Raw genomic sequence first — 22454 nt, 5'->3', positions numbered from 1 at the left:
TGCCGCCCTTCCCCGGGAGATCGGCACCGATCTGCCGGGGACGTATGCAGCTTTCTACGAGGAGACGGATATGAGCCGCGAAATCCGGCTGAATGCCTTCGACATGAACTGTGTCGGCCATCAATCGCCAGGGCTTTGGACGCATCCGCGCGACCAGTCGTGGCGCTACAAGGATCTCGACTACTGGGTGCATCTGGCAAAGACGCTCGAACGCGGCAAGTTCGACGGGCTGTTCATTGCCGATGTGCTCGGCGTTTACGACGTGCTGAACGGCAATCTAGACGCAGCACTCCGACATTCCGCCCAGGTTCCGGTCAACGACCCGCTGCAACTGGTACCAACCATGGCCCACGCGACTGAGCATCTGGGCTTCGGGCTGACGGCCTCGCTGTCGTTCGAACATCCCTACACCTTTGCACGGCGGATCTCGACGCTCGATCATCTGACGAAGGGCCGCGTCGGCTGGAACATCGTCACCTCCTATCTCAACAGCGGTGCGCTGAATATCGGCCAGGCGCAGCAGACTCGGCACGACGATCGCTACGACATCGCGGAGGAATATCTCGAGGTCTGCTACAAGCTCTGGGAAGGCAGTTGGGAAGACGACGCGGTCGTGCGCGACCGGATAGGGGGCATCTTCACCGATCCGGACAAGGTGCATGCGATCAACCACCAAGGGCGGCATTTCACCGTGCCGGGCATCCATCTCAGCGAACCGTCGCCGCAACGCACACCTGTCCTCTACCAGGCAGGCGCCTCCAGCCGCGGCAAGGATTTTGCCGGCACCCATGCCGAGTGCGTCTTCGTCGCAGCCCCCTCGAAAACCGTTCTGAAGCGATACGTCGCGAATGTGCGCGAGGCGGCCGAGCGTGCGGGGCGCAATCCGCGCGACCTCCTCACATTCAATCTCCAAACCGTGATCCTCGGCGAAACCGATGCGGAGGCGAAGAAGAAGTTCGATGAGTATCGCAGCCATGTTTCCTATGAAGCCGCGCTGGCGCTAATCTCCGGATGGACCGGCATCGATTTCGGCCAGTTCGCGCCGGACGAACCGCTCCGCCACCGATATACCAATGCGGTCCAATCTGCGGTCGAGACCTTTACGACGATCGATCCCGATAAGGTCTGGACCGTACGCGAAATGGCCGAGTGGGTCGGTATCGGCGGCTTCGGCCCCGTCTTCGTCGGCTCACCGCAAACGGTCGCAGATCTGCTGCAGGAGTGGGTCGAAGACACGGATGTCGATGGCTTCAACCTTGCCTATGCCGTCACGCCCGAAACCTTCGAGGATGCGGTCGATCTGCTGGTCCCGGAGTTGCAGAAGCGCGGCGTCTACAAGACCAGCTATCGCGAAGGCACGCTGCGGGAAAAGCTGTTCGGCGCCGGCCCACGGCTCTCAGCACCCCATCCCGGCGCAGGCTATCGGAAACTCACCGGAAACGCGCAGGCGATCGCGGCTTCCGCATAGGGGCATACTCGGCAGAAATTGCTCGATGGCTGGGGGCGCTCGGATCCTCGGTGCGCGCAAGAGTATAACTATGCATACGTGGCAGTCGTACGCCTCTCGCCGTCATCCTCGGGCTTCACCCGAGGATCGATGCGCCCATCGCGAGAAACGCGGGGATGCTCGGGTCAAGCCCGAGCATGACGGAAAGACAGACAGACGCCGATCAAAGCCAGCGCCTTGCTCGTCAGCGGGCCGGACCCTGTCAGCAGCCCAAGCGCCCGGAAGGATCCGAGCGCGTTCCATCGGTGCCAGTGCCCGATGGTCCGTCCACCGGGCCCCGACCTCTCGAGGTCAGCTGTATAGGCTCACAGGCGGGATTCGGCCATTCAAAGCAAAGTCGCCGACCTCGCGGGCCTTGTAGAAAACAGGGTCGTGCAGCGTGTGGGTGCGAACGTTGCGCCAGTAGCGATCGAAGCCATAATGTGCTGCCGTGGCACGCGCACCCATCAGTTCAAAAACCTTCGTCGTCACATCGAGCGCCACATGGGTGGCGTTGACCTTGGCGGCATAGGCTTCAAGCGCTGCTTCCCCGCGCTCGCGCTCCGTCACCGACCGCCCTTTCGACAACGCAGCCTCGACAACGCCCACCGCAACGTCGGCCAAAGCGACGGATGCTTTCAAGGTAGCCTGCAACTCGCCGACGCGTTCGAGAATGTAGGGGTCGTCGCTGGCACGAGCCACGCCTGAGGTGATCCAGGGTCGCGTGGTGGTTCTGACATAGTCGATTGCGGCGGCGAGCGCGCCTTCCGCCGTTCCGAGATAGAAATTGACAAACACCAGCTGGATCAGCGGCGTGTTGAACGTCGCCTGCACCGCGGGCGGATCGGACGGGTCGGCAAGCGGCAGGATGAAATCACGCTCGTAGACGGGAAAGTCTCGAAACTCGACGCTGCCGCTGTCGGACAGGCGCTGGCCGATATTGTCCCAATCGTCATGGGCGACATAACCCGGCCGGTCCGTCGGCACGACGAAATTGGCGATCTTGCCCTCGAACTCAGCGTTGACATTAATGCGGTCGGAAACGTGCGCGCCGGTCGAAAACGTCTTGCGACCGTTGAGCACATAGTGGCCACCGCGCCGCTCAAGGACCAGCCCGGGATCGCGCGGATTGACGGCTGCGCCCCAATAGAGCTGCCGCTCGACTGTTTCGGCGCCGAGCACCCAGGCCTGGTTCGGATCGGCGGCCGCCCAGTAGACATACTGGCTGTTGACATAGTGATAGCCGAGCAATTGGCCGATCGAGCTTTCGCCGCGCGATATGATCCGGACGAGACGCAAGCCGTCCACCCAGCTCAAGCCCGCGCCGCCGACGTCAGGCGCATGCAATGCCGTCAGCAGCCCCGCCTGACGCAGCGCTTCGATTTCGTCGCGGGGCGGCAGGCCCAGGCGATCGAGTTCAGCGCCGCGTCGGGCGAACTTGCCCGACAGTTCGCTCGCCTGCGCAAACAGAAGCTGGCGCTTTTCTTCCTGTTCGGTATTGGCCGGTTCGGGTTCCCGGAGGAAATGCACGTTGCTCATTCGCCTCTCTCCATTGGTTGTGGCGAAATAGTGCATTTATTCTATAGACAATAACAGAAACGGGATTTCAACTCGCAGGCGCCAGCGGGAAAGTCCTACCCGCCGCTGCCGAGAAGACGGCCGTTGACCTCAAGACGGTCAGCCGACTTCAACATCTCTGAGCGCTACGATCTCGGTGGCGTTGTCGTTGGCTGCAAACTGTTCGAGCGTCATATTGTCGAGGATCGACGCAACGGCATCACGCACGTCGCTCATCGATTTGCGCACATGACAGTTGACCGGATCGGAACAGTCGTCACAGGCTTCGAACGCCGTGCGGCTCGCACAGCGGATCGGCGCCAACGGCCCGTCCAGCGTGCGGATGACCTGGCCGATGCGAATATCGGACGCCGGTCTGGAAAGCGAATAGCCGCCGCCCGGCCCCTTTTTCGAGCGCAGGATCCCGGCATTGCGAAGCTCGAGCAGGATGGCATCGAGGAACTTCTTCGGAATATTGTTGCGGGTGGCGATTTCAGTGATGAAGGCGGTTTCGCCGGGCTCCAGTTGAGCCAGGTCGACAAGAGCCTTCAGCCCGTATTTACCCTTCTTGGTCAACATTGCACTTCGCTTTCCTGAACACAAAGGCCGCCACAAGTCCGTTCCGCACCGACGTTGGTATCACCGGAGGCAACGGGTTGTGACGGCCGCACTGTTTTCGCTTAAGATGCCATACACCGAAACCGGGTCACTCTCAAGAAATTACGTAAGTTTCTGCATAGATTTTGTGAATTTTATTGTCGAATCTAAGGCGGAGCAGCAATGATTTGCTCATCTGGCCCGACGCCTCTTCGCTGGTGATTGCCGCCGGCAAAATTCCGGGCCCGCCGTCATCGATTATGGTGACGAGACCGTTCCGCTTCAGACCGTGAGATGACGCCGCGCCTCGACCGTGTCCAGCGTCTCCGGCGGCCCCTCATGCACCACGGCACCGCGATCCATGATGTAGACGTGGTCCGCGAGCTCGCGGCAGAAATCGAGATATTGCTCGACCAACAGGATCGCCATGCCGGTCGAATCGCGGAGATAGCGGATCGCCCGGCCGATATCCTTGATGATCGACGGCTGGATGCCCTCGGTCGGCTCGTCGAGCACGAGGATGCGCGGACGGGTGACGAGCGCCCGGCCGATCGCCAATTGCTGCTGTTGGCCACCGGAGAGATCGCCGCCTCGCCGCCCGAGCATCGAGCGAAGCACGGGAAACAGGTTGAAGACATCCTCCGGTATCGAACGATCGCCGCGTTTGACCGGCGCGTAACCAGTTTCGAGGTTCTCCTTCACACTCAGCAGCGGAAAGATCTCGCGCCCCTGCGGCACATAGCCGATGCCCTCCTTGGCGCGGCGATAGGGCGCCATGCCGCCGAGCGCCACGCCATTGAAGGCGATCGCCCCGGCACTGACCGGATGCTGCCCGGTGATGGCGCGAAGCAGGCTCGACTTGCCGACGCCGTTGCGGCCAAGCACGCAAGTGATCTTGCCCATCTCGGCACCGATCGAGACGTTGCGCAGCGCCTGGGCGGCGCCATAGTGGAGATTGACGTTTTCGACGCTCAGCATGAAGGCGTCCTTTCCTTGGGCGGTTGGCAAGCGACCGGTGTCAGCGGCCGAGATAGTTTTCGATCACCTTCGGATCGCTGCTGACGAAATCGATCGAGCCTTCGGCCAGCACCGAGCCTTCGGCGAGACACGTCACCTTGACGCCGAGCTCGCGGATGAAGCCCATGTCGTGCTCGACGACGACGACCGAGCGTGTCCTGGCGATCTCCTTGAGCAGGATTGCCGTTTCGGCCGTCTCCGCGTCGGTCATGCCGGCCACAGGCTCGTCGACCAGCAGCAGTTCCGGCTCCTGCGCCAGCAGCATGCCGATCTCCAGCCATTGCTTCTGGCCATGCGACAGGTTGGCGGCAAGATCGTCGCGCCGGGCGCTGAGCCGGACGGTCGTAAGGATCTCATCTATCCGCGCCTTGTCGTCCGCCGTCTGACGATAGAACAGCGTCGGGAAGACGCCGCGGCTGCGATTGAGCGCCAGTTCCAGATTGTCCCAGATGGTGTGGCTTTCAAAGACCGTCGGTTTCTGGAACTTGCGGCCGATACCAAGGCTGGCGATTTCGGCTTCATCGCGTTTGGTCAGGTCGATATCGCCCTTGAAGAACACCTGCCCCTCGTCCGGGCGGGTCTTGCCGGTGATGATGTCCATCATCGTCGTCTTGCCGGCGCCGTTCGGGCCGATGATGGCGCGAAGCTCGCCCGGCTCGATGACGAAGGAGAGCGAATTGAGCGCCTTGAACCCGTCGAAGGAGACCGAGACGCCATCGAGATAGAGCAGGCTTTTCGGTTTCGTCTGGCTGATCGTCTGGTTCATGCCAATCACTCCGCTGCCATCGGTTCAGCGACAAGGTTGTCGCGCGCGCTCTCGGCATCTGCCGCGCGGCGGTGAGCCTTGCGGCGGGTAAGATAAGCGCTCGCGGTCCCAATCACGCCTTTTGGCAGGAACAGCGTGACCAGGACGAACAGCCCGCCAAGCGCAAACAGCCAGAACTCCGGAAAGGCTGCGGTGAAGATGCTCTTGCCGCCATTGACCAGGATCGCGCCGACGATCGGGCCGATCAGCGTCCCGCGTCCGCCGACCGCGGTCCAGATGACCACCTCGATGGAGTTGCCGGGCTCGAACTCGCCGGGATTGATGATGCCGACCTGCGGCACGTAAAGCGCGCCGGCAATGCCCGCCATCATCGCCGAGACGGTGAAGGCGAAGAGCTTGATGTGTTCGACGCGATAACCGAGAAAGCGCGTGCGGCTTTCCGCATCCCGCACGGCGACCAGCACCTTGCCGTATTTCGAGCGGACGATCGCCGCCGTCAGCACCAGGCACAGGGCAAGCGTCACCGCGGATGCCGAAAAAAGTGCGGCGCGTGTACCGTCAGCCTGGATGTTGAAGCCGAGGATATCCTTGAAGTCGGTGAGGCCGTTGTTGCCGCCGAAACCCATGTCGTTGCGGAAGAAGGCAAGCAGCAGCGCATAGGTCATCGCCTGGGTGATGATCGACAGATAGACGCCGTTGACCCGCGAGCGGAAGGCGAACCAGCCGAAGACGAAGGCAAGCAGTCCGGGCACCACCACCACCATCAGTGCCGCGAACCAGAACATGTCGAAGCCCTGCCAGAACCAGGGCAGCTCCTTCCAGTTGAGAAACACCATGAAATCCGGCAGCAAAGGATTGCCATAGGAGCCGCGCGCGCCGATCTGGCGCATCAGGTACATGCCCATGGCATAGCCGCCGAGCGCGAAGAACGCGGCGTGACCGAGCGAGAGGATGCCGCAGAAACCCCATACGAGATCGAGCGCCAGCGCCAGAAGCGCGTAGGTCAGATATTTGCCGAACAGCGAGACCAGATAGGTCGGCACGTGCAGCGGGTGATCCGGCGCCGTCAGCAGGTTGAGGGCGGGAATGGCAATGGCAAAAGCCAGCAGTAGCGCCACAACCGTGACGATGCTGCGATCGAGCGACTTGAGCAGAAACGAGGTGATCATGCCTCCACCGCCCTTCCCTTGAGTGCGAAGAGGCCGCGCGGCTTCTTCTGGATGAAGAGGATGATGAGCACCAGAACGAGGATCTTACCGAGAACGGCGCCCGCATAGGGCTCGAGGAACTTGTTGAGGATGCCGAGCGAGAAGGCGCCGACGAGCGTTCCCCAGAGATTGCCGACACCGCCGAAGACGACGACCATGAAGCTGTCGATGATATAGCCCTGGCCGAGATTGGGCGAAACATTGTCGATCTGCGACAGCGCCACGCCGGCCATGCCGGCGATGCCGGACCCGAGAGCAAAGGTCAGAGCGTCGACCAGGGGCGTGCGGATGCCCATGGACGACGCCATGCGGCGGTTCTGCGTCACGGCCCGCATCCTCAGCCCCATCGACGTTCGCTTCAGCAGGAACAGAAGGGCTGCAAAGACGGCGAGCGCAAAGACGATGATCCAGAGACGGTTCCAGGTGATCGTCAAGCCGCCGAGATCAAAGGCGCCGGCCATCCAGGAGGGATTGCCGACTTCGCGGTTGGTCGGCCCGAAGATCGAGCGAACCGCTTGCTGCAGGATCAGCGAGATCCCCCAGGTGGCCAGCAGCGTTTCGAGCGGCCGACCATAGAGAAAGCGGATGACGCTGCGCTCGATGGCAAGGCCGATGATCCCGGTGACGAGAAAGGCGAGCGGCAGGGCGATCGCCAGCGACCAGTCGAAGAGAGCGGGATAGGAGGTGCGAATGACGTCCTGGACCAGGAATGTCGTATAGGCGCCGAGCATGACCATCTCGCCATGCGCCATGTTGATGATGCCCATCACGCCGAAGGTAATGGCAAGACCGATTGCCGCGAGCAGCAGCACCGAACCGAGCGACAACCCGTACCAGACGTTCTGGCCGGCGTTCCAGAATGCTTGCGCCTGTTCGATGCGCTGCAGCGCGGCCTCGATATCCGGTTTCAGGCTCACGTCCGCCGATGAGCGCGCTGAGGTCAGCGCGCCAAGCGCCTCGCGGCCACCGCCTTCTGCCAGCGTCTTGATCGCCGCACGCTTGTCGTCGTCGGAACGGTCGGAAACCAGAAGCGTCACCGCGCGCGCCTCGTCGAGCGCCTTGCGCACCGTTGCGTCCTTTTCCGCGGCGAGTGCCGTCTCGATCGCCTCGAGCGCGTCGGCATTCGGCGTCTGCCGCATGGATTGCGCCGCCTTCAACCTTGCGCCCGTATCGGCGCTGAAAAGCGTCAGTCCACCGAGCGCGCCTCGAACGGCGCGCCGGACGGCGTTGTTGACCTTGATTTTCTGCAGCTCGCCCTTCGGCACTTCGCCGACATCAGAGCCATCAAGCGGATTGACTAGAACAAGGCTCGCGCCCTTCTCCGTCGTGAGGAAGACCCCGCCGTCGGTCTTTCGCGCATAGAGATTGCCCTCCCCAAGTGCCTCGAGAACCGGGATGACACGTGGATCGCCGCTCTTGGCAAGCGCGGCAATGCGATCATCGAGCTCGGCCAGCTTGGCCGTTCCGAGCGCACTGACGAGCGCGCCGAGATCGTCCGCGGCGCGCGAGCCCGTGACATGGGCTGAAACCAGCAGGCAAAGGGTGATCATCAGGGTTTGCAGAATGCGATACATCGCCCTCTCGCTTGGGTCTCGCTCGTCTGTGGCAGCGCCAGGCAGGCGCGGCCACCGCGGCATGGAATTTCGAGATCCCTTCGCCCAACGGGAGCATTGGGCGAAGGGTATGCCTGCCTATGATTTCGTCATTCAAAGGGGAGCGAGGCGTTGGCCACGACCCGGAAACTATCGTTTGGTGATGAAATCAGGAGCCCTTGCCGCCGCATTTGCCCGTGGCGACGTTGAAGTTGCCGCAGGACATCGGCGCGCGCCAATCGGCGATCAGGTCCTTGGAGTCAGGCAGGTAATCGGACCATTCGTCACCAACCACGAGACCGGGCGTTTCCCAAACCGTCTCGAACTGGCCGTCGCTCTGGATTTCACCGATCAGCACCGGTTTGGTGATGTGGTGGTTCGGCATCATCGTCGAATAGCCGCCGGAGAGATTGGGCACGGATACGCCGATCATGGCGTCAAGCACTGCGTCGGTGTCGGTCGTTCCGGCCTTCTCGACCGCCTTCAACCACATGTTGAAGCCGATATAGTGGGCTTCCATCGGGTCGTTGGTGACGCGTTTGTCGTTCTTGGTGTAGCCCTTCCAGGTCTTGATGAACTCGGCATTGGCAGGCGTATCGACCGACTGGAAGTAGTTCCAGGCGGCGAGATGGCCGACGAGCGGGGCCGTATCGAGACCGGCGAGTTCCTCTTCGCCAACGGAGAAGGCGACAACCGGGATATCCTCGGCCTTCACGCCCTGGTTCGCCAGTTCCTTGTAGAACGGCACGTTTGCGTCGCCGTTGATCGTCGAGACGACCGCCGTCTTCTTGCCGGCAGAACCGAATTTCTTGATATCGGACACGATCGTCTGCCAGTCGGAATGACCGAACGGCGTGTAGTTGATCATGATGTCCTCGGGCTTCACGCCCTTGGAGATGAGATAGGCCTCGAGGATCTTGTTGGTCGTGCGCGGATAGACGTAGTCGGTGCCCGCTAGAACCCAGCGCTCGACGCTTTCGTTTTCCATCAGATAGTCGACCGCCGGAACGGCCTGCTGGTTCGGCGCGGCGCCGGTGTAAAAGACGTTGCGCTGGCTTTCCTCACCCTCGTACTGCACCGGGTAGAAGAGGATCGAATTAAGCTCCTCGAAAACCGGCAGGACGGATTTGCGCGAGACTGACGTCCAGCAGCCGAAGACCGCCGAAACCTTGTCGACGGAAACGAGCTCGCGCGCCTTTTCGGCAAAGAGCGGCCAGTCGGACGCGGGATCGACGACAACCGCTTCCAACTTCTTGCCGAGCAGGCCGCCCTTCTTGTTCTGCTCGTCGATGAGCATGAGCATGGCGTCCTTCAGCGTCGTCTCGGAGATCGCCATCGTTCCCGACAGCGAATGCAGAATGCCGACCTTGATCGTGTCGTCGGCCGCAAAGGCGCCGTTGAATGCCGTCGTCGACAAGATCGTTGCCAGGAAAGCGCCGGTGACGCGTGCCTTGATATTCATCTGATTGAACCCCTCTCGTTCTGATCGCCGCAACGAGGCTTCGTACCTTTTGACCGTTGCTTGAGGGATCATCCGCCAGTCGTGCTGCACTGCACATACGTCATTCTACGTAGGTCGAGGGGGCAAAGAGGAAGCTGCCGCGATATGGGCGATCCGGAGTTCACGCCGCCGTGCAGGAATTGTGCAAAGGCCATGACGTTGAAATCAACGTGCCAGTCTGGCCGCAGGATGGCTTTTCCGGCTATTGAAACATCGAAGGCCGACTGGCCATCAACAGCAGCTCAACACAGGTGAGAGATCATGAAAGCACGTATCAAGTGGGTTGAAGAGCGGACATTCGTCGGCGAGTCCGGAAGCGGTCACAAGATCGTCCTCGGGACGGCATCCGGTCCGGAAGGGCGGACGCCTGGACCAAGCCCGATGGAGCTGATGTTGATCGGCGCCGGTGGCTGCTCGGCCTACGACGTCGTTCATATCCTCGAAAAGGGTCGCGAGCCGGTCGAAGATTGCTCCGTGGAGCTCGACGCCGACCGCGCAGAAGAAGACCCGCGCGTCTTTACCCGCATCCATATGCACTTCGTGGTGAAGGGGCGTGGCCTCTCGGAAAAGAAGGTCGAGCGCGCGGTCGCCCTCTCGCTTGAAAAATACTGCTCGGCGTCAGCCATGCTCGCCAAGTCCGCGAGGATTACCCATGATTTTGTCGTCGTCGACACATCAGCAGTGAGCGGATGATCCTTTCACACTTGCTTTCGCCATCTCCGCATTGCATAAATTTCACGCACGGAATGTGCGTGCCGTGAAAATAGGCACATATGTGTCGGCAATGCTGGAGATGACGAGGCAACATGGCGGCACGCCAGCGCATCATTCCCGTTCGACGCGAATACAATCGCTGGGTCGCCGACCAGACGCTTGAAGACTATGCGCTGCGCTTCACCGCCAAGAGTGCGCGGCGCTTTTCCTCCGAGCGCATCTCTCAGACGGCGATCGGGGCGATCTCGTTCCTGGCGCTGGAGGCGATCGGTGGCGCGATCACCATGTCCTACGGCACGACCAACGCCATCGTCGCCATCCTGATCGCCAGCCTGATGATCCTGACGGTCGGCCTGCCGATCAGCCGTTACGCGATCCGCCACGGCGTCGACATCGACCTTCTGACCCGCGGCGCCAGCTTCGGCTACATCGGCTCGACCCTCACCTCGCTGATTTATGCGAGCTTCACCTTCATCCTCTTTGCGATCGAGGCCTCGATCATGTCGGGTGCGCTCGAGCTGGCGCTCGGCATACCGCTTTGGGTCGGCTACATCGTCAGCGCGGTCGTCGTCATTCCGCTCGTCACCCATGGGGTGCGGCTCATCAGCAAGTTCCAGCTGATCACCCAGCCTTTCTGGATCGTGCTCAATATCCTGCCCTTTATCTTCATCGCCTTTGCGGACTGGGAGAAGGTCGCCACCTGGCTTGCCTATGCCGGCATGCATCATGCATCCGGTCCACCGGGCACGCTCGCGCCCTTCGACCTCATCGAGTTTGGCGCCGCCTCGGCGGTGATCTTTGCGCTGATGGCGCAGATCGGCGAGCAAGTCGACTTCCTGCGCTTCCTGCCGCCCGACGGCCAGCGCAAGCTGCATCACCGCGTCGCCATCTTCCTGGCCGGCTCCGGCTGGGTGCTCGTCGGGGCACCGAAGCTTCTGGCCGGTTCGTTCCTTGTCGTGCTGGCGCTTTCCTCCGGCGTTCCGTCGACGCGGGCGGCCGACCCGGCGCAGATGTACTACACCGCCTTCGGCTACATGATCCCGTCTGAGACCGCCGCCCTCCTCTTGATGGTCGCCTTCGTGGTCGTTTCGCAGTTGAAGATCAACGTCATGAACGCCTATGCCGGGTCACTTGCCTGGTCCAACTTCTTCTCGCGCCTCACCCACAGCCATCCCGGCCGCGTCGTCTGGCTGGTGTTCAACGTGGCGATCGCGCTGCTTCTGATGGAACTCGGCATCTACAAGCTCCTTGAGGAAACGCTCGGCGTCTTCTCGATCGTCGCCATGGCCTGGCTTTGCACCATTTCGGCCGATCTCTTCGTCAACAAGCCACTCGGCCTCTCGCCACCCGGCATCGAATTCAAGCGCGCCCATCTCTACGATATCAACCCGGTCGGCCTCGGTGCCATGGCGCTTTCGGCGACGATCGCGCTGGCGGCGCATTTCGGTGCCTTTGGCGCCATTGCCGCATCGCTTGCGCCCTATATTGCGCTGCTTGTCGCCTTCATCGCCTCGCCGCTGATCGCTTGGGCGACCGGGGGCAAATATTACCTCGCCCGAAAGCCGAGACGAAGCTGGGCGAGCGAAAGCGAGATCACCTGCTCGATCTGCGAGCATCCCTTCGAGCCGGAGGATATGGCCTGGTGCCCGGCCTATGCGGCGCCCATCTGCTCGCTCTGCTGTTCGCTCGACAGCCGCTGCCACGACATGTGCAAGCCGAAGGCACGCTTCAATGCGCAGGTGGCAACGGTCGCGAACGCGCTTCTACCCGAAGAGGTAACGGCGAAGCTCACGACGCGGCTCGGGCGCTACGCCATTTCGGCGGTGCTCTCGATCGCAGGCATCGGCCTGATCCTGGCGATGATCGCGCACCAGACCGGCAACGCTTCGCCCGAGACGGCAACAGTGGTTGAGCGCACCATTGCCGTCGTCTTCTTCGTCTTTGCCGTGCTCGCCGGCATCGTCTGCTGGTTCTATGTGCTCGCCCACGACAGCCGCGTCGTCGCCGAAGAAGAATCGTCACGGCAGAACACGCTGCTGCTGAAGGAAATCGCCGCACACAAGAAGACCGATGCCGCCCTGCAGCAGGCAAAGGAGACCGCCGAGGCGGCCAATCGTGCCAAGAGCCGCTACGTCGTCGGCCTTAGCCATGAGCTGCGCACACCGCTCAATGCCGTGCTCGGCTACGCACAGGTGCTCGAGCGCGATGAAACGATCCCACCGGCCCGACAAGGCGCGATCAAGGTCATCAAGCGCAGCGCCGATCACCTCTCCGGGCTCATCGACGGACTTCTCGACATCTCGAAGATCGAGGCCGGCAAGCTGCAGGTCTATTCCAACGAGACCAACATCCATGATTTCCTCGATCAGGTCGTCGAGATGTTCCGCCCGCAAGCACAGGCGAAGGGGATCGCCTTCGAACATCGACGCGCGCCCGCCTTGCCGCGCTACGTCAAGACAGATGAAAAGCGGCTGCGCCAGATCCTCGTCAACCTGCTCTCCAACGCCCTGAAGTTCACCGAGCGCGGCGAGATCCGCTTCGATATCGATTATCGCAGTCAGGTTGCGACGTTTACGATTGCCGACAGCGGCCGTGGTATTGCCGAGAAGGATCTGCCGCGCATTTTCGACCCATTCCAGCGCGGCGAGGCGGAACATCTCGGCAGCATGCCGGGTCTCGGTCTCGGCTTGACCATAACCCGATTGCTGACGCAGACGCTGGGCGGCGAGATAGCCGTCACCAGCGAACCGAACAGTGGCACGACCTTCAGGGTCCGGCTGATGCTCTCCGCCGTCGATCGGCCGGCGCCGCTGATAGCGGTGCGCCGGATCACTTCCTATCTCGGCCCGCGGCGCACAATCATGATTGTCGACGACAACGCCGATCACCGCGAACTGATGCGCGAAATCCTGCAGCCGATGGACTTTACGGTGCTTGCCGCCGAAAGTGGCGGGCAATGCCTCGCGATGGTCGAGCGCTGGCGCCGGACATCTTCCTCGTCGATATCTCCATGCCTGGTATGAACGGTTGGGAACTCGTCGACAAATTGCGCCGCAACGGCCAGACGGCGCCGATCATCATGCTGTCGGCCAATATCGGCGACGGCTCGACGACAGGCGCCCTTGTCGGCCACAACGACACACTCGCCAAGCCCTTCGGCGTCGGCCAGCTCGCAGACAAGCTCGCCGTTCAACTTGGCCTCACCTGGATCCACGAGGGCGAAGCGTCCGAGGAGCCGAGAGCGGCAAATGCCGATGCGATGACGTTGCCCGACGAGCACCATGTCGAGGAGTTGATCCGGCTTGGCGAGATCGGCTACGTCAGAGGCATCGAGGCCAAGCTGACGGAGATCGCGCTGGAGCCCGAACATCAGCTCTTCGTCGATGCTGCTCGCGCCTATGTCCAGGCCTTCGACCTCACGGGCTATGACGCCTTCCTGAAGAAAAAAGCGGCGAATGGAGCTGTCACCCGTGGTTGAGACTTACGATCGTCGCGACATCGTACTGCTGGTGGACGATTCCCCGGAGGCCCTCGGCTTTCTGACCGAGGCGCTGGAGCAGTCGGGCTTTTCTGTACTGATCGCCACCTCGGGCAGTGCCGCACTTTCGATTGCCGACCGGATTACGCCCGATGTCATTCTGCTGGACGCTGTCATGCCCGGTATGGACGGGTTTGAAACCTGCCTGAGACTGAAGGCCAACGCCTCCGTCGGCCAGACACCGGTGCTATTCATGACCGGGCTGACGGAAACCGAGCATGTGGTGCACGCCCTCGAAGCCGGTGGCGTCGACTACCTGACGAAACCGATCAACATCGATGAGCTCAGGGCCCGCATCCGTGTTCATCTCTCCAATGCCCGCTCGGCGCAAAGCGCCCGCGTTGCGCTAGACGCCGCCGGGCGCCATCTGCTTGCCGTTCGCTCTGACGGCAGTGTTCGCTGGTCGACACCGCAGGCCAACCGCCTCGTCAACGCCGCAACCGGCAGCGACGAGGGCCTTGCGACGATCGCTCGGCGCATCGCCGCCTGGATGGAAAAAACCGAGACAGGCGGCAAGCGGGAGAACAGCTTTACCCTCGAAGAGCCCGGTCAAGCGGGACTGCAGATCTCTTTCCTCGGCGCGATCGGCGCCAACGAATATCTCTTCCGCCTGACGGCCGAGAGCCGACGCAGCGACGACGAGATGCTGCGGCAGCACTTCTCGCTGACCCAGCGCGAATCCGAAGTGCTGCTCTGGATCGCGAAGGGGAAATCGAACCGCGATATCGGCGAGATTCTCGGACTGAGTTCACGCACAGTCACCAAGCATCTCGAACAGATCTATGTGAAGCTCGGCGTCGAAAACCGTGCCTCGGCGGCGGTCAAGGCGACACAGGTCCTGCACGGGATATAAGCAACAGCGTTCCGGCCGCACCGCACCTCACTCAATCGCTGCTAGCCTTCTTCGCATTTCCCTGGGCCCGAGAAGGGCGTCCGAGAATCCGGAGAGCGAGAGAGTGATGGGGATCGCCTTGCTTCCGGCGTTGCCGCCGAGTGCTCTAGCTAGGCTGAAGAACCTGTTCAGCAAACGCACGCCGCGCGCGAACACGTAGCGCGCCTATGATCGCCAGAGCGATCTGCCGCCAGCGCGCTTTTCGGGCGTATAGATCAATCGAAGTAGGACAAATTCCGCCGCTATAAACACAATATCGGCCTAAAGCCTCCACCCACTCTTGCACAAGCAACGCTCCGGCATAGGTATTGGAACAGTGCAGCCGGCCACGCCTGACCGAGCGTCGCGTGCGGAACATCCGGCCGCCGCACACGTTGCCGCTGGTGACCTTGGCCTTTGCTGGTGTACCATGGCGGTTTCTGAACGGAGGGTTGCGACATGCTGCGATGGCTTGTACTTGCCGCCGCGACCACGTCCCTGGCCGGTGTTGCTCAAGCGGATGAAGGTGCATTCCTGAAGTCGCTGCAGGGCAGTTGGACGGGCGGAGGGACGGTCAGAATCCGCACCTATATGTCGCCCGTCAATGTTTCCTGCAACTTCGATTCCCAATCCCAAGGGTTGGCACTCTCAATGGAAGGCGTCTGTCGCGGATTGATCCTGATTTCAAAATCGATTGATGCCCAACTGAAGTTCAGTGGCACGAAATACAGCGGATCCTACCTGGGTCCGCGCGGCGGACGGGCGGGCCTGAGCGGCAGCCGTCGCGGCGACGCCATCAATCTCACCATTCGCTGGGCAAAGGAAGTCAACGGCGACCGCAGCGCCAACCTGACGCTACAGAAGGTCGGCGCCAACGGCATGCGGCTGACCACCGTCGACGTCGACCCCGCATCCGGCGACAAGGTCGTCACCAGCGAGATCAACCTGCGCCGCAAGTGACGCCTTTTCAGCGCGCGCCTATCGTTTTCCGGCCTGAAAATTGCGCTGATATGTAGCGCTCAACAGTGATTCCGCCGCGGTGGACGCCGCCATCGGATCGCGCGCTTCAATGGCGTCGACGATCGCTTCGTGCATCTTCAACGAGTGCTGCAATCCGCCAAACGTCCTGAGTGTCCGGGGAATGCTGATCGTCAGTGCGGTGCGGATCACCGACGAGACAGGCAAGAGAAAGCGATTGCGCGCCGCCTGGATGATTTCCAGATGGAATTCGATGTCGGCTTCGATGGCGGCGGAAACCGTCGCGTGGTCTTCGGTCATCCGGGAATAGGCCGCGCGGATGCGCACAAGTTCGTCCGCCGATCCTCGGCGGGCAGCAAGGCCCGCTGCCATCGGCTCTATCGCCAGGCGGATTTCAAACAGTTCTTCAGCCAGTTGCTGCCGATCCTCCGCCCCCTCATGCCAGGAGAGCACCACCGGATCGAGCGTGTTCCAATGCTCCGGTGCGCGGACACGGGTGCCCAGGCGCGGCTTGGCCTCGATGAACCCCTTGGTCGAGAGGATCTTCAGCGCTTCGCGCAAAGTCGTCCGGCTAACGCGCAGATTGCCCAGCATCTCGGATTCCTTGGGCAGGATGTCGCCGGGTTTAAGTTCGCCAAGCGCGATGCGCCGGCCGATCTCCGCCGCGATCTGCGCGGGCAGCCCGCGGTCACCGATCGTAAATGTCGTCATCAGCCGTCCGTTTCCGAAATCCCGGCGCGCATTCTGGCGCGATTCGACCCCTTGCTACCATAGCCGTTGCCACGCCCCAACACGGCCAAGCCAGGTTGAGCCTGGGCGAAGGCGGTTACACTTCGCCGAGACGACCAAGCTCGCCCGCAAAACGCCGAACCATTGCCAATCCTGTCTCGGTCGGGCGCAGCGCAGGCGCGCGATCGAAGACGGGCAGGCCGGCACGTTCGCCGAAGAGACGCTTGCCGTAGCACATCAGGTTCTCGATCCCCTGCATGGTGAACACCACCGCCGGCAAGATATCGCGATAGGCGGCTTCCGCCTCCTCGTCCCAGCCGTCACGATAGAATTCATAGGCCCTCACCGCATGGTCGATGCAATCGGGCGCAAGGATGAAGCCGCGGCATCCGGCACGCAGGTTATCGATGAGTTCAAGACCGGCGCGACCGTTGAAAACGGGCAGGCGGCCCTCTGTGACCTCGATCAGTGTGGCGATATCGACCACCGGCCCCTCGCCCTTGATGAGGGTAATGTTTGGATGCTGGCGGACCAGCTCGGCGATGTCGGTCGCCGTCAGCCCTCTGCCCATGAAGGCTGGCGCATTCTGGATTGCGACGGGCACGTCGATCGCATCGGCGACGCGACCAAAGAAACGGATATATTCCTGGGCCGAGAACTGGCCGACGATCGGCGGCTGCAGGATCAACCAGTCAGCACCGGCGCCAACGGCATGGCGCGCCTGGCGCACCTGCTCTTCGACCGACGGGCCGAAGATGGTCAGCGCCACGGGCACGCGGCCGGCCGTGTCCTCGACCAGCCATTCCATCACGGCCATGCGTTCGGCCTCGCTCAACTTCGAGGCTTCGGTCGCAAGGCCAAGCGCTGCCATGCCGTGCACGCCGGCAACGAGACAGACTTCCGTCTGCCGACGCATCGCCTCGCGATCGAGCTTTTCGTCGTCATCAAACAGCGCGTAGAGGATGGCGTGGATGCCATGCAGGTCGGCAGGATCGAACCGAGACATCGTCGCTCCTCCTCAATGGCTCTCGCGCGGCACGGCGTGCCCGCGACAACCGACAAGGAAATCAAGATCGGCGCCGCGATCGGCCTGCATCACGCGCTCGACATAAAGGCCCTGGTAGCCACCGGGCATGGCGATTTCCGGTGGTGTCCATTCCTCCCGCCGGCGCGCTAGCTCCGCCTCGTCGACATCGAGGTGCAGCCGGCGCCCGGCCACGTCGAGTTCAATCCAGTCGCCGTCCTTGACCAGCGCCAAGGCACCACCGACCGCAGCCTCCGGCGCGACGTGCAGAACGACAGTGCCGAAGGCGGTGCCCGACATGCGAGCGTCGGAGATGCGCACCATGTCGCGCACGCCCTTCTTCAGCAGCTTTTGCGGCAGCGCCATGTTGCCCACCTCGGCCATCCCGGGATAGCCCTTGGGGCCGCAATTCTTCAGAACCATGATCGATGTCTCGTCGATAGCGAGGTCGGGATCGTCGATACGCTGCTTGTAGTGATCGATCGTTTCGAAGACGACCGCGCGGCCGCGATGCTGCATCAGGGCCGGGGTCGCGGCGGAGGGCTTTAGGATCGCCCCCTGCGGCGCCAGATTGCCCTTCAAGACGGCAATCCCGCCCTGCTGCGTCAACGCCACGTCGCGCGGCAGGATGACATCGGGATTGTAATTCTCCGCATCCGCAATGTTTGCGCCGACGCTTTGGCCGGTAACCGTCGGGTTGTCGAGATCGAGCAGATCGGCGATTTCCTTCATGACGGCGGGAAGACCGCCGGCGTAACAGAAATCCTCCATCAGGAACGTGCCTGAAGGCATGAGGTTGAGGATCGTCGGGACATCCCGGCCAAATCGGTCCCAATCTTCGAGCGTCAGTTCGGTTCCCACCCGTCCGGCAATCGCTAGCAGATGAACGACGGCATTGGTCGAGCCGCCGATAGCGCCGTTGACACGGATGGCATTGGCGAAAGCGGCACGCGTCAGGATATGCGACGGGCGCAAGTCCTCGGCCACCATCGCGACGATCCGCCTGCCGGAAAGCCGCGCCAGGCGCGCGCGGTGTGCATCGACGGCAGGATAGGCGGCGTTGCCTGGCAGAGCCAAGCCCAATGCTTCTGCCATCGACGCCATGGTCGAAGCCGTGCCCATTGTCATGCAATGGCCAGGCGAACGCGACATGGCGCTTTCCGCCGCCATGAAGTCGGCCGGCGTCATGACACCGGCGCGCACATCCTCGGAGAATTTCCAGACATCGGTGCCCGAGCCGATGGTCCTGCCCTTGAGCCGCCCGTTCAGCATAGGTCCGCCTGAGACGACGATCGCCGGCAGATCGCAGGATGCCGCTCCCATGACGAGGGATGGCGTGGTCTTGTCGCAGCCGGCCATCAGCACGACACCGTCGATCGGGTTGCCGCGGATTGCCTCCTCCACATCCATGGACGCAAGGTTGCGAAAGAGCATGGCGGTCGGACGCAGGTTGGACTCGCCGCAGGAAAAGACCGGAAACTCCAGCGGCAGGCCGCCCGCCTCCAGCACGCCCGCCTTGATATGTTCGATCAGGCCGCGAAAATGAGCGTTGCACGGCGTGAGTTCGGAAAAGGTATTGCAGATGCCGATCACCGGGCGACCGTCAAAGGCGTCATCCGGCAGGCCGTTGTTCTTCATCCAGCTGCGATGAATGAAGGCATCCTTATCGAGCCCCCCGAACCAATGCTGCGATCTCAGTTTTCTCGACACGTTCAGCTCTCCCTACGTACCCTGCCATGTGTTGGCCGACGGGCATTTTTATTTCTCATATAATCGGAGTTATTCGCGGTCAAGCATCTACCACGCACAATTGCCCGTGCCCACCAGCCTATGCGGGAGTGGGCGGGCACATCGCAGAAGATGAAATGACGTCTCGAGATCGCGGGCGAAACCGGTCACGGGGGGCAAAGCGTGCCGCCCCCTGGCCGCACGAACGGCAGGCGCCGCACCACCGCGGCGATGCACGGCGGACAGCTATCGGGGCATGGCGGCGTGACTTGGCTTAAGGATGATGCAAAACGCTCAGTCCACCGTCGACGGTCAGGCAGGTGGCGTTGATGAAGGTGCACTCGTCCGACACCAGGAAGAGTGCGGCGCGAGCGATTTCATCCGCCGTGGCGATGCGGCCGCCGGGGTGCAGCTTCATCGTTTCCGCCTCGGCGGCGACCGGGTCCGGGAAGCTGTTCCAGTATTCGACCGCCTTCTGGGTCAGCACGTATCCAGGCGCAAGGGCATTCACCCGGATGCCTCTGGAGGCATATTCGATGCCGAGCGACTTGGTCATGCCGAGAAGCGCATGTTTCGCCACGGGATAGGGAAACGTATGCGGTATGATCGTGAAGGCATGTGTCGAGGCGATGTTGAGAATGACCCCACCGCCCGCCTCGATCATACCGGGCAGAACGGCGCGGCTACAGTTCCAGGCGCCCTTGAGATTGACATCAAAGCAGCGCTGCCAGTCGGCATCGGTCGTTGCTAGCGGCTCAGAAAAGACATTGATGCCGGCATTGTTGACCAGCGCATTCGGCCTGCCGATCGTCTTTTCGGCCTGGCGGATGGCCTCGGCAATCGCATCGGCATCGGTGATATCTGCCGTCGTCGAGGCAAGCGTGCCGCCTTCCGCCGCAAGCCGGGCCGTCTCCTTTTCGAGCAGCGGCCCGTCGCGATCGATCAGAAAGAGGCTGGCGCCTTCCTTCAGGAACGCTTCGGCCATGGCAAGGCCAATGCCCTGGGCTGCCCCTGTAATGACAATGCGTTTTCCAGCGAGCCGCTTGCTCATATTTTCTGCCTCCCTCGACTGATGATCCCGCGCAACCGTCACCACTCGGCGACGCTGCCGTCCTCATGGCGCCAGATCGGATTGCGCCAGCGATGGCCCTCCTTGGCGCGCTCGATGACATAGGCCTCGTCGACCTCGACGCCGAGGCCCGGACCCTGCGGGATCGAGACAAAACCGTCCTCATAGTGGAAGACGTCCTTGTTCGAGACATAGTCGAGAATATCGTTGGCCTCGTTGTAATGAATGCCGAGGCTCTGCTCCTGGATGAAGGCGTTGTAGCTGACGGCATCGATCTGCAGGCAGGCGGCAAGCGCGATCGGCCCGAGCGGGCAATGCGGCGCCAGCGCCACGTCATAGGCCTCGGCCATGGCGGCGATCTTGCGGCATTCGGTGATGCCGCCGGCATGGGAGAGATCGGGCTGGATGATGTCGACATAGCCGTCCGCAAGCACCGACTTGAAGTCCCAGCGCGAATAGAGCCGCTCACCGAGCGCGATCGGCGTAGAGCAATGGTTGGCGATTTCCTTCAGCGCCTCGCGGTTTTCCGAAAGCACCGGCTCCTCGATGAACATCAGCTTGAACTGCTCGAGTTCCTTGGCGAGCACCTTGGCCATCGGCCGGTGCACCCGGCCGTGAAAGTCGACGCCGATGCCGATATTCGGGCCGATCGCATCGCGGATGATGCCGATCGTCTCCACCGCCTTGTCAATCTTCTCGTTGGTGTCGACGATCTGCAGTTCCTCGCAACCGTTAAGTTTGATCGCCTTGAAACCGCGCGCCACCACATCCTTGGCGTTGCGGGCGACATCGCTCGGGCGGTCGCCGCCGATCCAGGAATACACCTTGATCTTGTCGCGGCACTGCCCGCCGAGCAGCGAGTGCACCGGCTGGCCCAGCGCCTTACCCTTGATGTCCCAAAGCGCCTGGTCGATGCCGGCAAGCGCGCTCATGTGAATGGCGCCACCGCGGTAGAAGCCGCCGCGATACATTACGTTCCAATGATCCTCGATCAGGAACGGGTCCTTGCCGACGAGATAGTCGGCAAGCTCGTGCACCGCAGCCTCGACCGTCAGCGCCCGTCCCTCTACGACAGGCTCCCCCCAGCCGACGATACCTTCGTCGGTCTCCACCTTGAGAAACAGCCAGCGCGGGGGAACGATATAGGTGGTAAGCTTGGTGATCTTCATGAGTTGAGGTCCAGTTCGGTGGGGATGGCTTGTCACGGCCGAGCCCTGCCGGGCTCACCGCGACCGGGATTTCAGAGGGTGGGTTTCGCAGGGCTGTGTTGCTTGACTGCGGTTGCCAGATCGCGCGCGGCAAGATCGAGCATGCGGATCGAGCAGTCGCGCGCCGCTGACTTGTCGCGCATGCGCAGCGCTTCGACCAGTTCGCGATGGACGTCGATCGCTTCGTCGCGCCGCTCGGCGGCTTCGTTCGATGCATGCAGCGAAAACTTGAGCGCCGCCTGGATGATGCCCACAAGTTGCAGGAAGACCTGATTATGGCTGGCCCTGAGCAGGCAGGTGTGGAACGCCACGTCAGCGTCGGTGAAGCCGGCAATATCGCTCTCGCCGTCACGCATCGCCTGCCAGGCTCGCTCGAGATCGGCGATTTCCTGGACCGTCGCACGCTCGGCGGCGAATTCGGCGGCAACCGGCTCGATCGCCCGGCGCGCTTCCAGGATGCAATTCAACAGGTCGAATTCGAAGATGCGTTCGCCGATCCATTCGAGCACCTGGGCATCGAGAATGTTCCACTCGTCCTTGCCGCAAACGACGGTGCCGACCCGCGAACGGCCACGCACCATGCCCTTTGATTCGAGGATCTTCAGCGATTCCCGGATAACGGTCCGGCTGACGCCATAACGCTCGCACAGATCGTTTTCGCGCGGCAGATAGGAGCCGACAGGAAAGATATCGGCGCAGATGTCGGAAGCGATGGTGCGCGTCACGTTCTTCTGGACGCGCGGCCGGCGCTGCACCTGCATCTCCGCTGCGCCCTGCGGCTCCTGACCTTCCATCTGCATCTCCACCCATGCCTTCGTATCTGCCGACGCTTTTATCCCAGATCACCTTCCCTCGCGACAGGGATCCAAGG

General features: G+C 62.1%; 17 protein-coding genes and 1 pseudogene. 5 read left to right on the top strand and 13 right to left on the bottom strand.

Annotation, left to right across the window (positions count from 1 at the left end; translation table 11 throughout):
- Positions 1–70: 70 nt before the first annotated feature.
- On the top strand, positions 71–1468 hold the full coding sequence (locus BKP54_RS13410; RefSeq protein ID WP_084814525.1) for an LLM class flavin-dependent oxidoreductase: 1398 nt from the start codon (positions 71–73) through the stop codon (positions 1466–1468).
- Positions 1469–1798: 330 nt separating this feature from the next.
- Here the strand turns inward: BKP54_RS13410 and BKP54_RS13405 are convergent, their stop codons facing one another.
- The 7 genes from BKP54_RS13405 to urtA form a co-directional block, all read right to left on the bottom strand.
- The gene (locus BKP54_RS13405; RefSeq protein ID WP_084814524.1) at positions 1799–3025 is read right to left on the bottom strand and encodes an acyl-CoA dehydrogenase family protein; all 1227 of its coding nucleotides are present in this window, start codon (positions 3023–3025) and stop codon (positions 1799–1801) included.
- A gap of 138 nt (positions 3026–3163) precedes the next feature.
- Entirely contained in the window at positions 3164–3622 is a 459-nt protein-coding gene (locus BKP54_RS13400; protein ID WP_025429223.1) for an Rrf2 family transcriptional regulator, read from the bottom strand.
- A gap of 300 nt (positions 3623–3922) precedes the next feature.
- Positions 3923–4618 (bottom strand): urea ABC transporter ATP-binding subunit UrtE, encoded by a 696-nt coding sequence (urtE, locus tag BKP54_RS13395; protein WP_057219095.1) that lies wholly within the window; start codon positions 4616–4618, stop codon positions 3923–3925.
- A 40-nt stretch (positions 4619–4658) separates the two neighbouring features.
- Positions 4659–5423 carry an urea ABC transporter ATP-binding protein UrtD gene (gene urtD / locus BKP54_RS13390; RefSeq protein ID WP_057221052.1) on the bottom strand — a complete coding sequence of 255 codons (765 nt, stop codon included), beginning with the start codon at positions 5421–5423 and terminating at the stop codon, positions 4659–4661.
- Between the two features lie 5 nt (positions 5424–5428).
- Positions 5429–6592 carry an urea ABC transporter permease subunit UrtC gene (urtC, locus tag BKP54_RS13385; protein WP_057219099.1) on the bottom strand — a complete coding sequence of 388 codons (1164 nt, stop codon included), beginning with the start codon at positions 6590–6592 and terminating at the stop codon, positions 5429–5431.
- Positions 6589–8205 (bottom strand): urea ABC transporter permease subunit UrtB, encoded by a 1617-nt coding sequence (urtB, locus tag BKP54_RS13380; RefSeq protein WP_084814523.1) that lies wholly within the window; start codon positions 8203–8205, stop codon positions 6589–6591. Before urtB ends, urtC begins: the two co-directional genes overlap by 4 nt.
- A 187-nt stretch (positions 8206–8392) precedes the next feature.
- Complete coding sequence (urtA, locus tag BKP54_RS13375; protein ID WP_025429228.1) at positions 8393–9685, bottom strand: urea ABC transporter substrate-binding protein; 1293 nt, start codon at positions 9683–9685, stop codon at positions 8393–8395.
- Positions 9686–9985: 300 nt separating this feature from the next.
- On the opposite strand from urtA, the gene BKP54_RS13370 reads away from it, so the two are divergent.
- The 4 genes and pseudogenes from BKP54_RS13370 to BKP54_RS13355 all read left to right on the top strand — a co-directional run bounded on the left by BKP54_RS13370 (position 9986) and on the right by BKP54_RS13355 (position 15807).
- Positions 9986–10417 carry an OsmC family protein gene (locus tag BKP54_RS13370; RefSeq protein ID WP_025429229.1) on the top strand — a complete coding sequence of 144 codons (432 nt, stop codon included), beginning with the start codon at positions 9986–9988 and terminating at the stop codon, positions 10415–10417.
- A gap of 113 nt (positions 10418–10530) precedes the next feature.
- Positions 10531–13916 (top strand): annotated as a pseudogene (locus tag BKP54_RS13365) (ATP-binding protein).
- On the top strand, positions 13909–14829 hold the full coding sequence (locus BKP54_RS13360; RefSeq protein ID WP_025429231.1) for a response regulator: 921 nt from the start codon (positions 13909–13911) through the stop codon (positions 14827–14829). Before BKP54_RS13365 ends, BKP54_RS13360 begins: the two are co-directional and overlap by 8 nt.
- A 477-nt stretch (positions 14830–15306) precedes the next feature.
- Complete coding sequence (locus BKP54_RS13355) at positions 15307–15807, top strand: hypothetical protein (RefSeq protein WP_025429232.1); 501 nt, start codon at positions 15307–15309, stop codon at positions 15805–15807.
- 18 nt (positions 15808–15825) lie between these two features.
- Here the strand turns inward: BKP54_RS13355 and BKP54_RS13350 are convergent, their stop codons facing one another.
- The 6 genes from BKP54_RS13350 to BKP54_RS13325 all read right to left on the bottom strand — a co-directional run bounded on the left by BKP54_RS13350 (position 15826) and on the right by BKP54_RS13325 (position 22377).
- On the bottom strand, positions 15826–16536 hold the full coding sequence (locus tag BKP54_RS13350) for a FadR/GntR family transcriptional regulator (protein WP_084814522.1): 711 nt from the start codon (positions 16534–16536) through the stop codon (positions 15826–15828).
- Positions 16537–16651: 115 nt separating this feature from the next.
- Positions 16652–17560, bottom strand: a complete 909-nt coding sequence (locus tag BKP54_RS13345; protein WP_025429234.1) for a dihydrodipicolinate synthase family protein — start codon at positions 17558–17560, stop codon at positions 16652–16654.
- A 12-nt stretch (positions 17561–17572) separates the two neighbouring features.
- Positions 17573–19288 (bottom strand): IlvD/Edd family dehydratase, encoded by a 1716-nt coding sequence (locus BKP54_RS13340; RefSeq protein ID WP_084814521.1) that lies wholly within the window; start codon positions 19286–19288, stop codon positions 17573–17575.
- Between the two features lie 292 nt (positions 19289–19580).
- Positions 19581–20357, bottom strand: coding sequence for an SDR family oxidoreductase (locus tag BKP54_RS13335; protein WP_025429236.1), 777 nt, complete (start codon positions 20355–20357; stop codon positions 19581–19583).
- Between the two features lie 38 nt (positions 20358–20395).
- Positions 20396–21544: a galactonate dehydratase gene (dgoD, locus tag BKP54_RS13330; protein WP_025429237.1), complete on the bottom strand. Its 1149-nt coding sequence runs from the start codon at positions 21542–21544 to the stop codon at positions 20396–20398.
- Between the two features lie 71 nt (positions 21545–21615).
- Positions 21616–22377: a FadR/GntR family transcriptional regulator gene (locus BKP54_RS13325; protein WP_025429238.1), complete on the bottom strand. Its 762-nt coding sequence runs from the start codon at positions 22375–22377 to the stop codon at positions 21616–21618.
- Between the last annotated feature and the right edge of the window lie 77 nt (positions 22378–22454).

It is taken from the genome of Ensifer sp. 1H6 (assembly GCF_001976035.1).
Classification (GTDB): domain Bacteria; phylum Pseudomonadota; class Alphaproteobacteria; order Rhizobiales; family Rhizobiaceae; genus Ensifer; species Ensifer canadensis.
The sequence above is the reverse complement of the archived record's forward strand: the minus strand, read 5'-3'. Positions and strand labels throughout refer to the sequence as shown.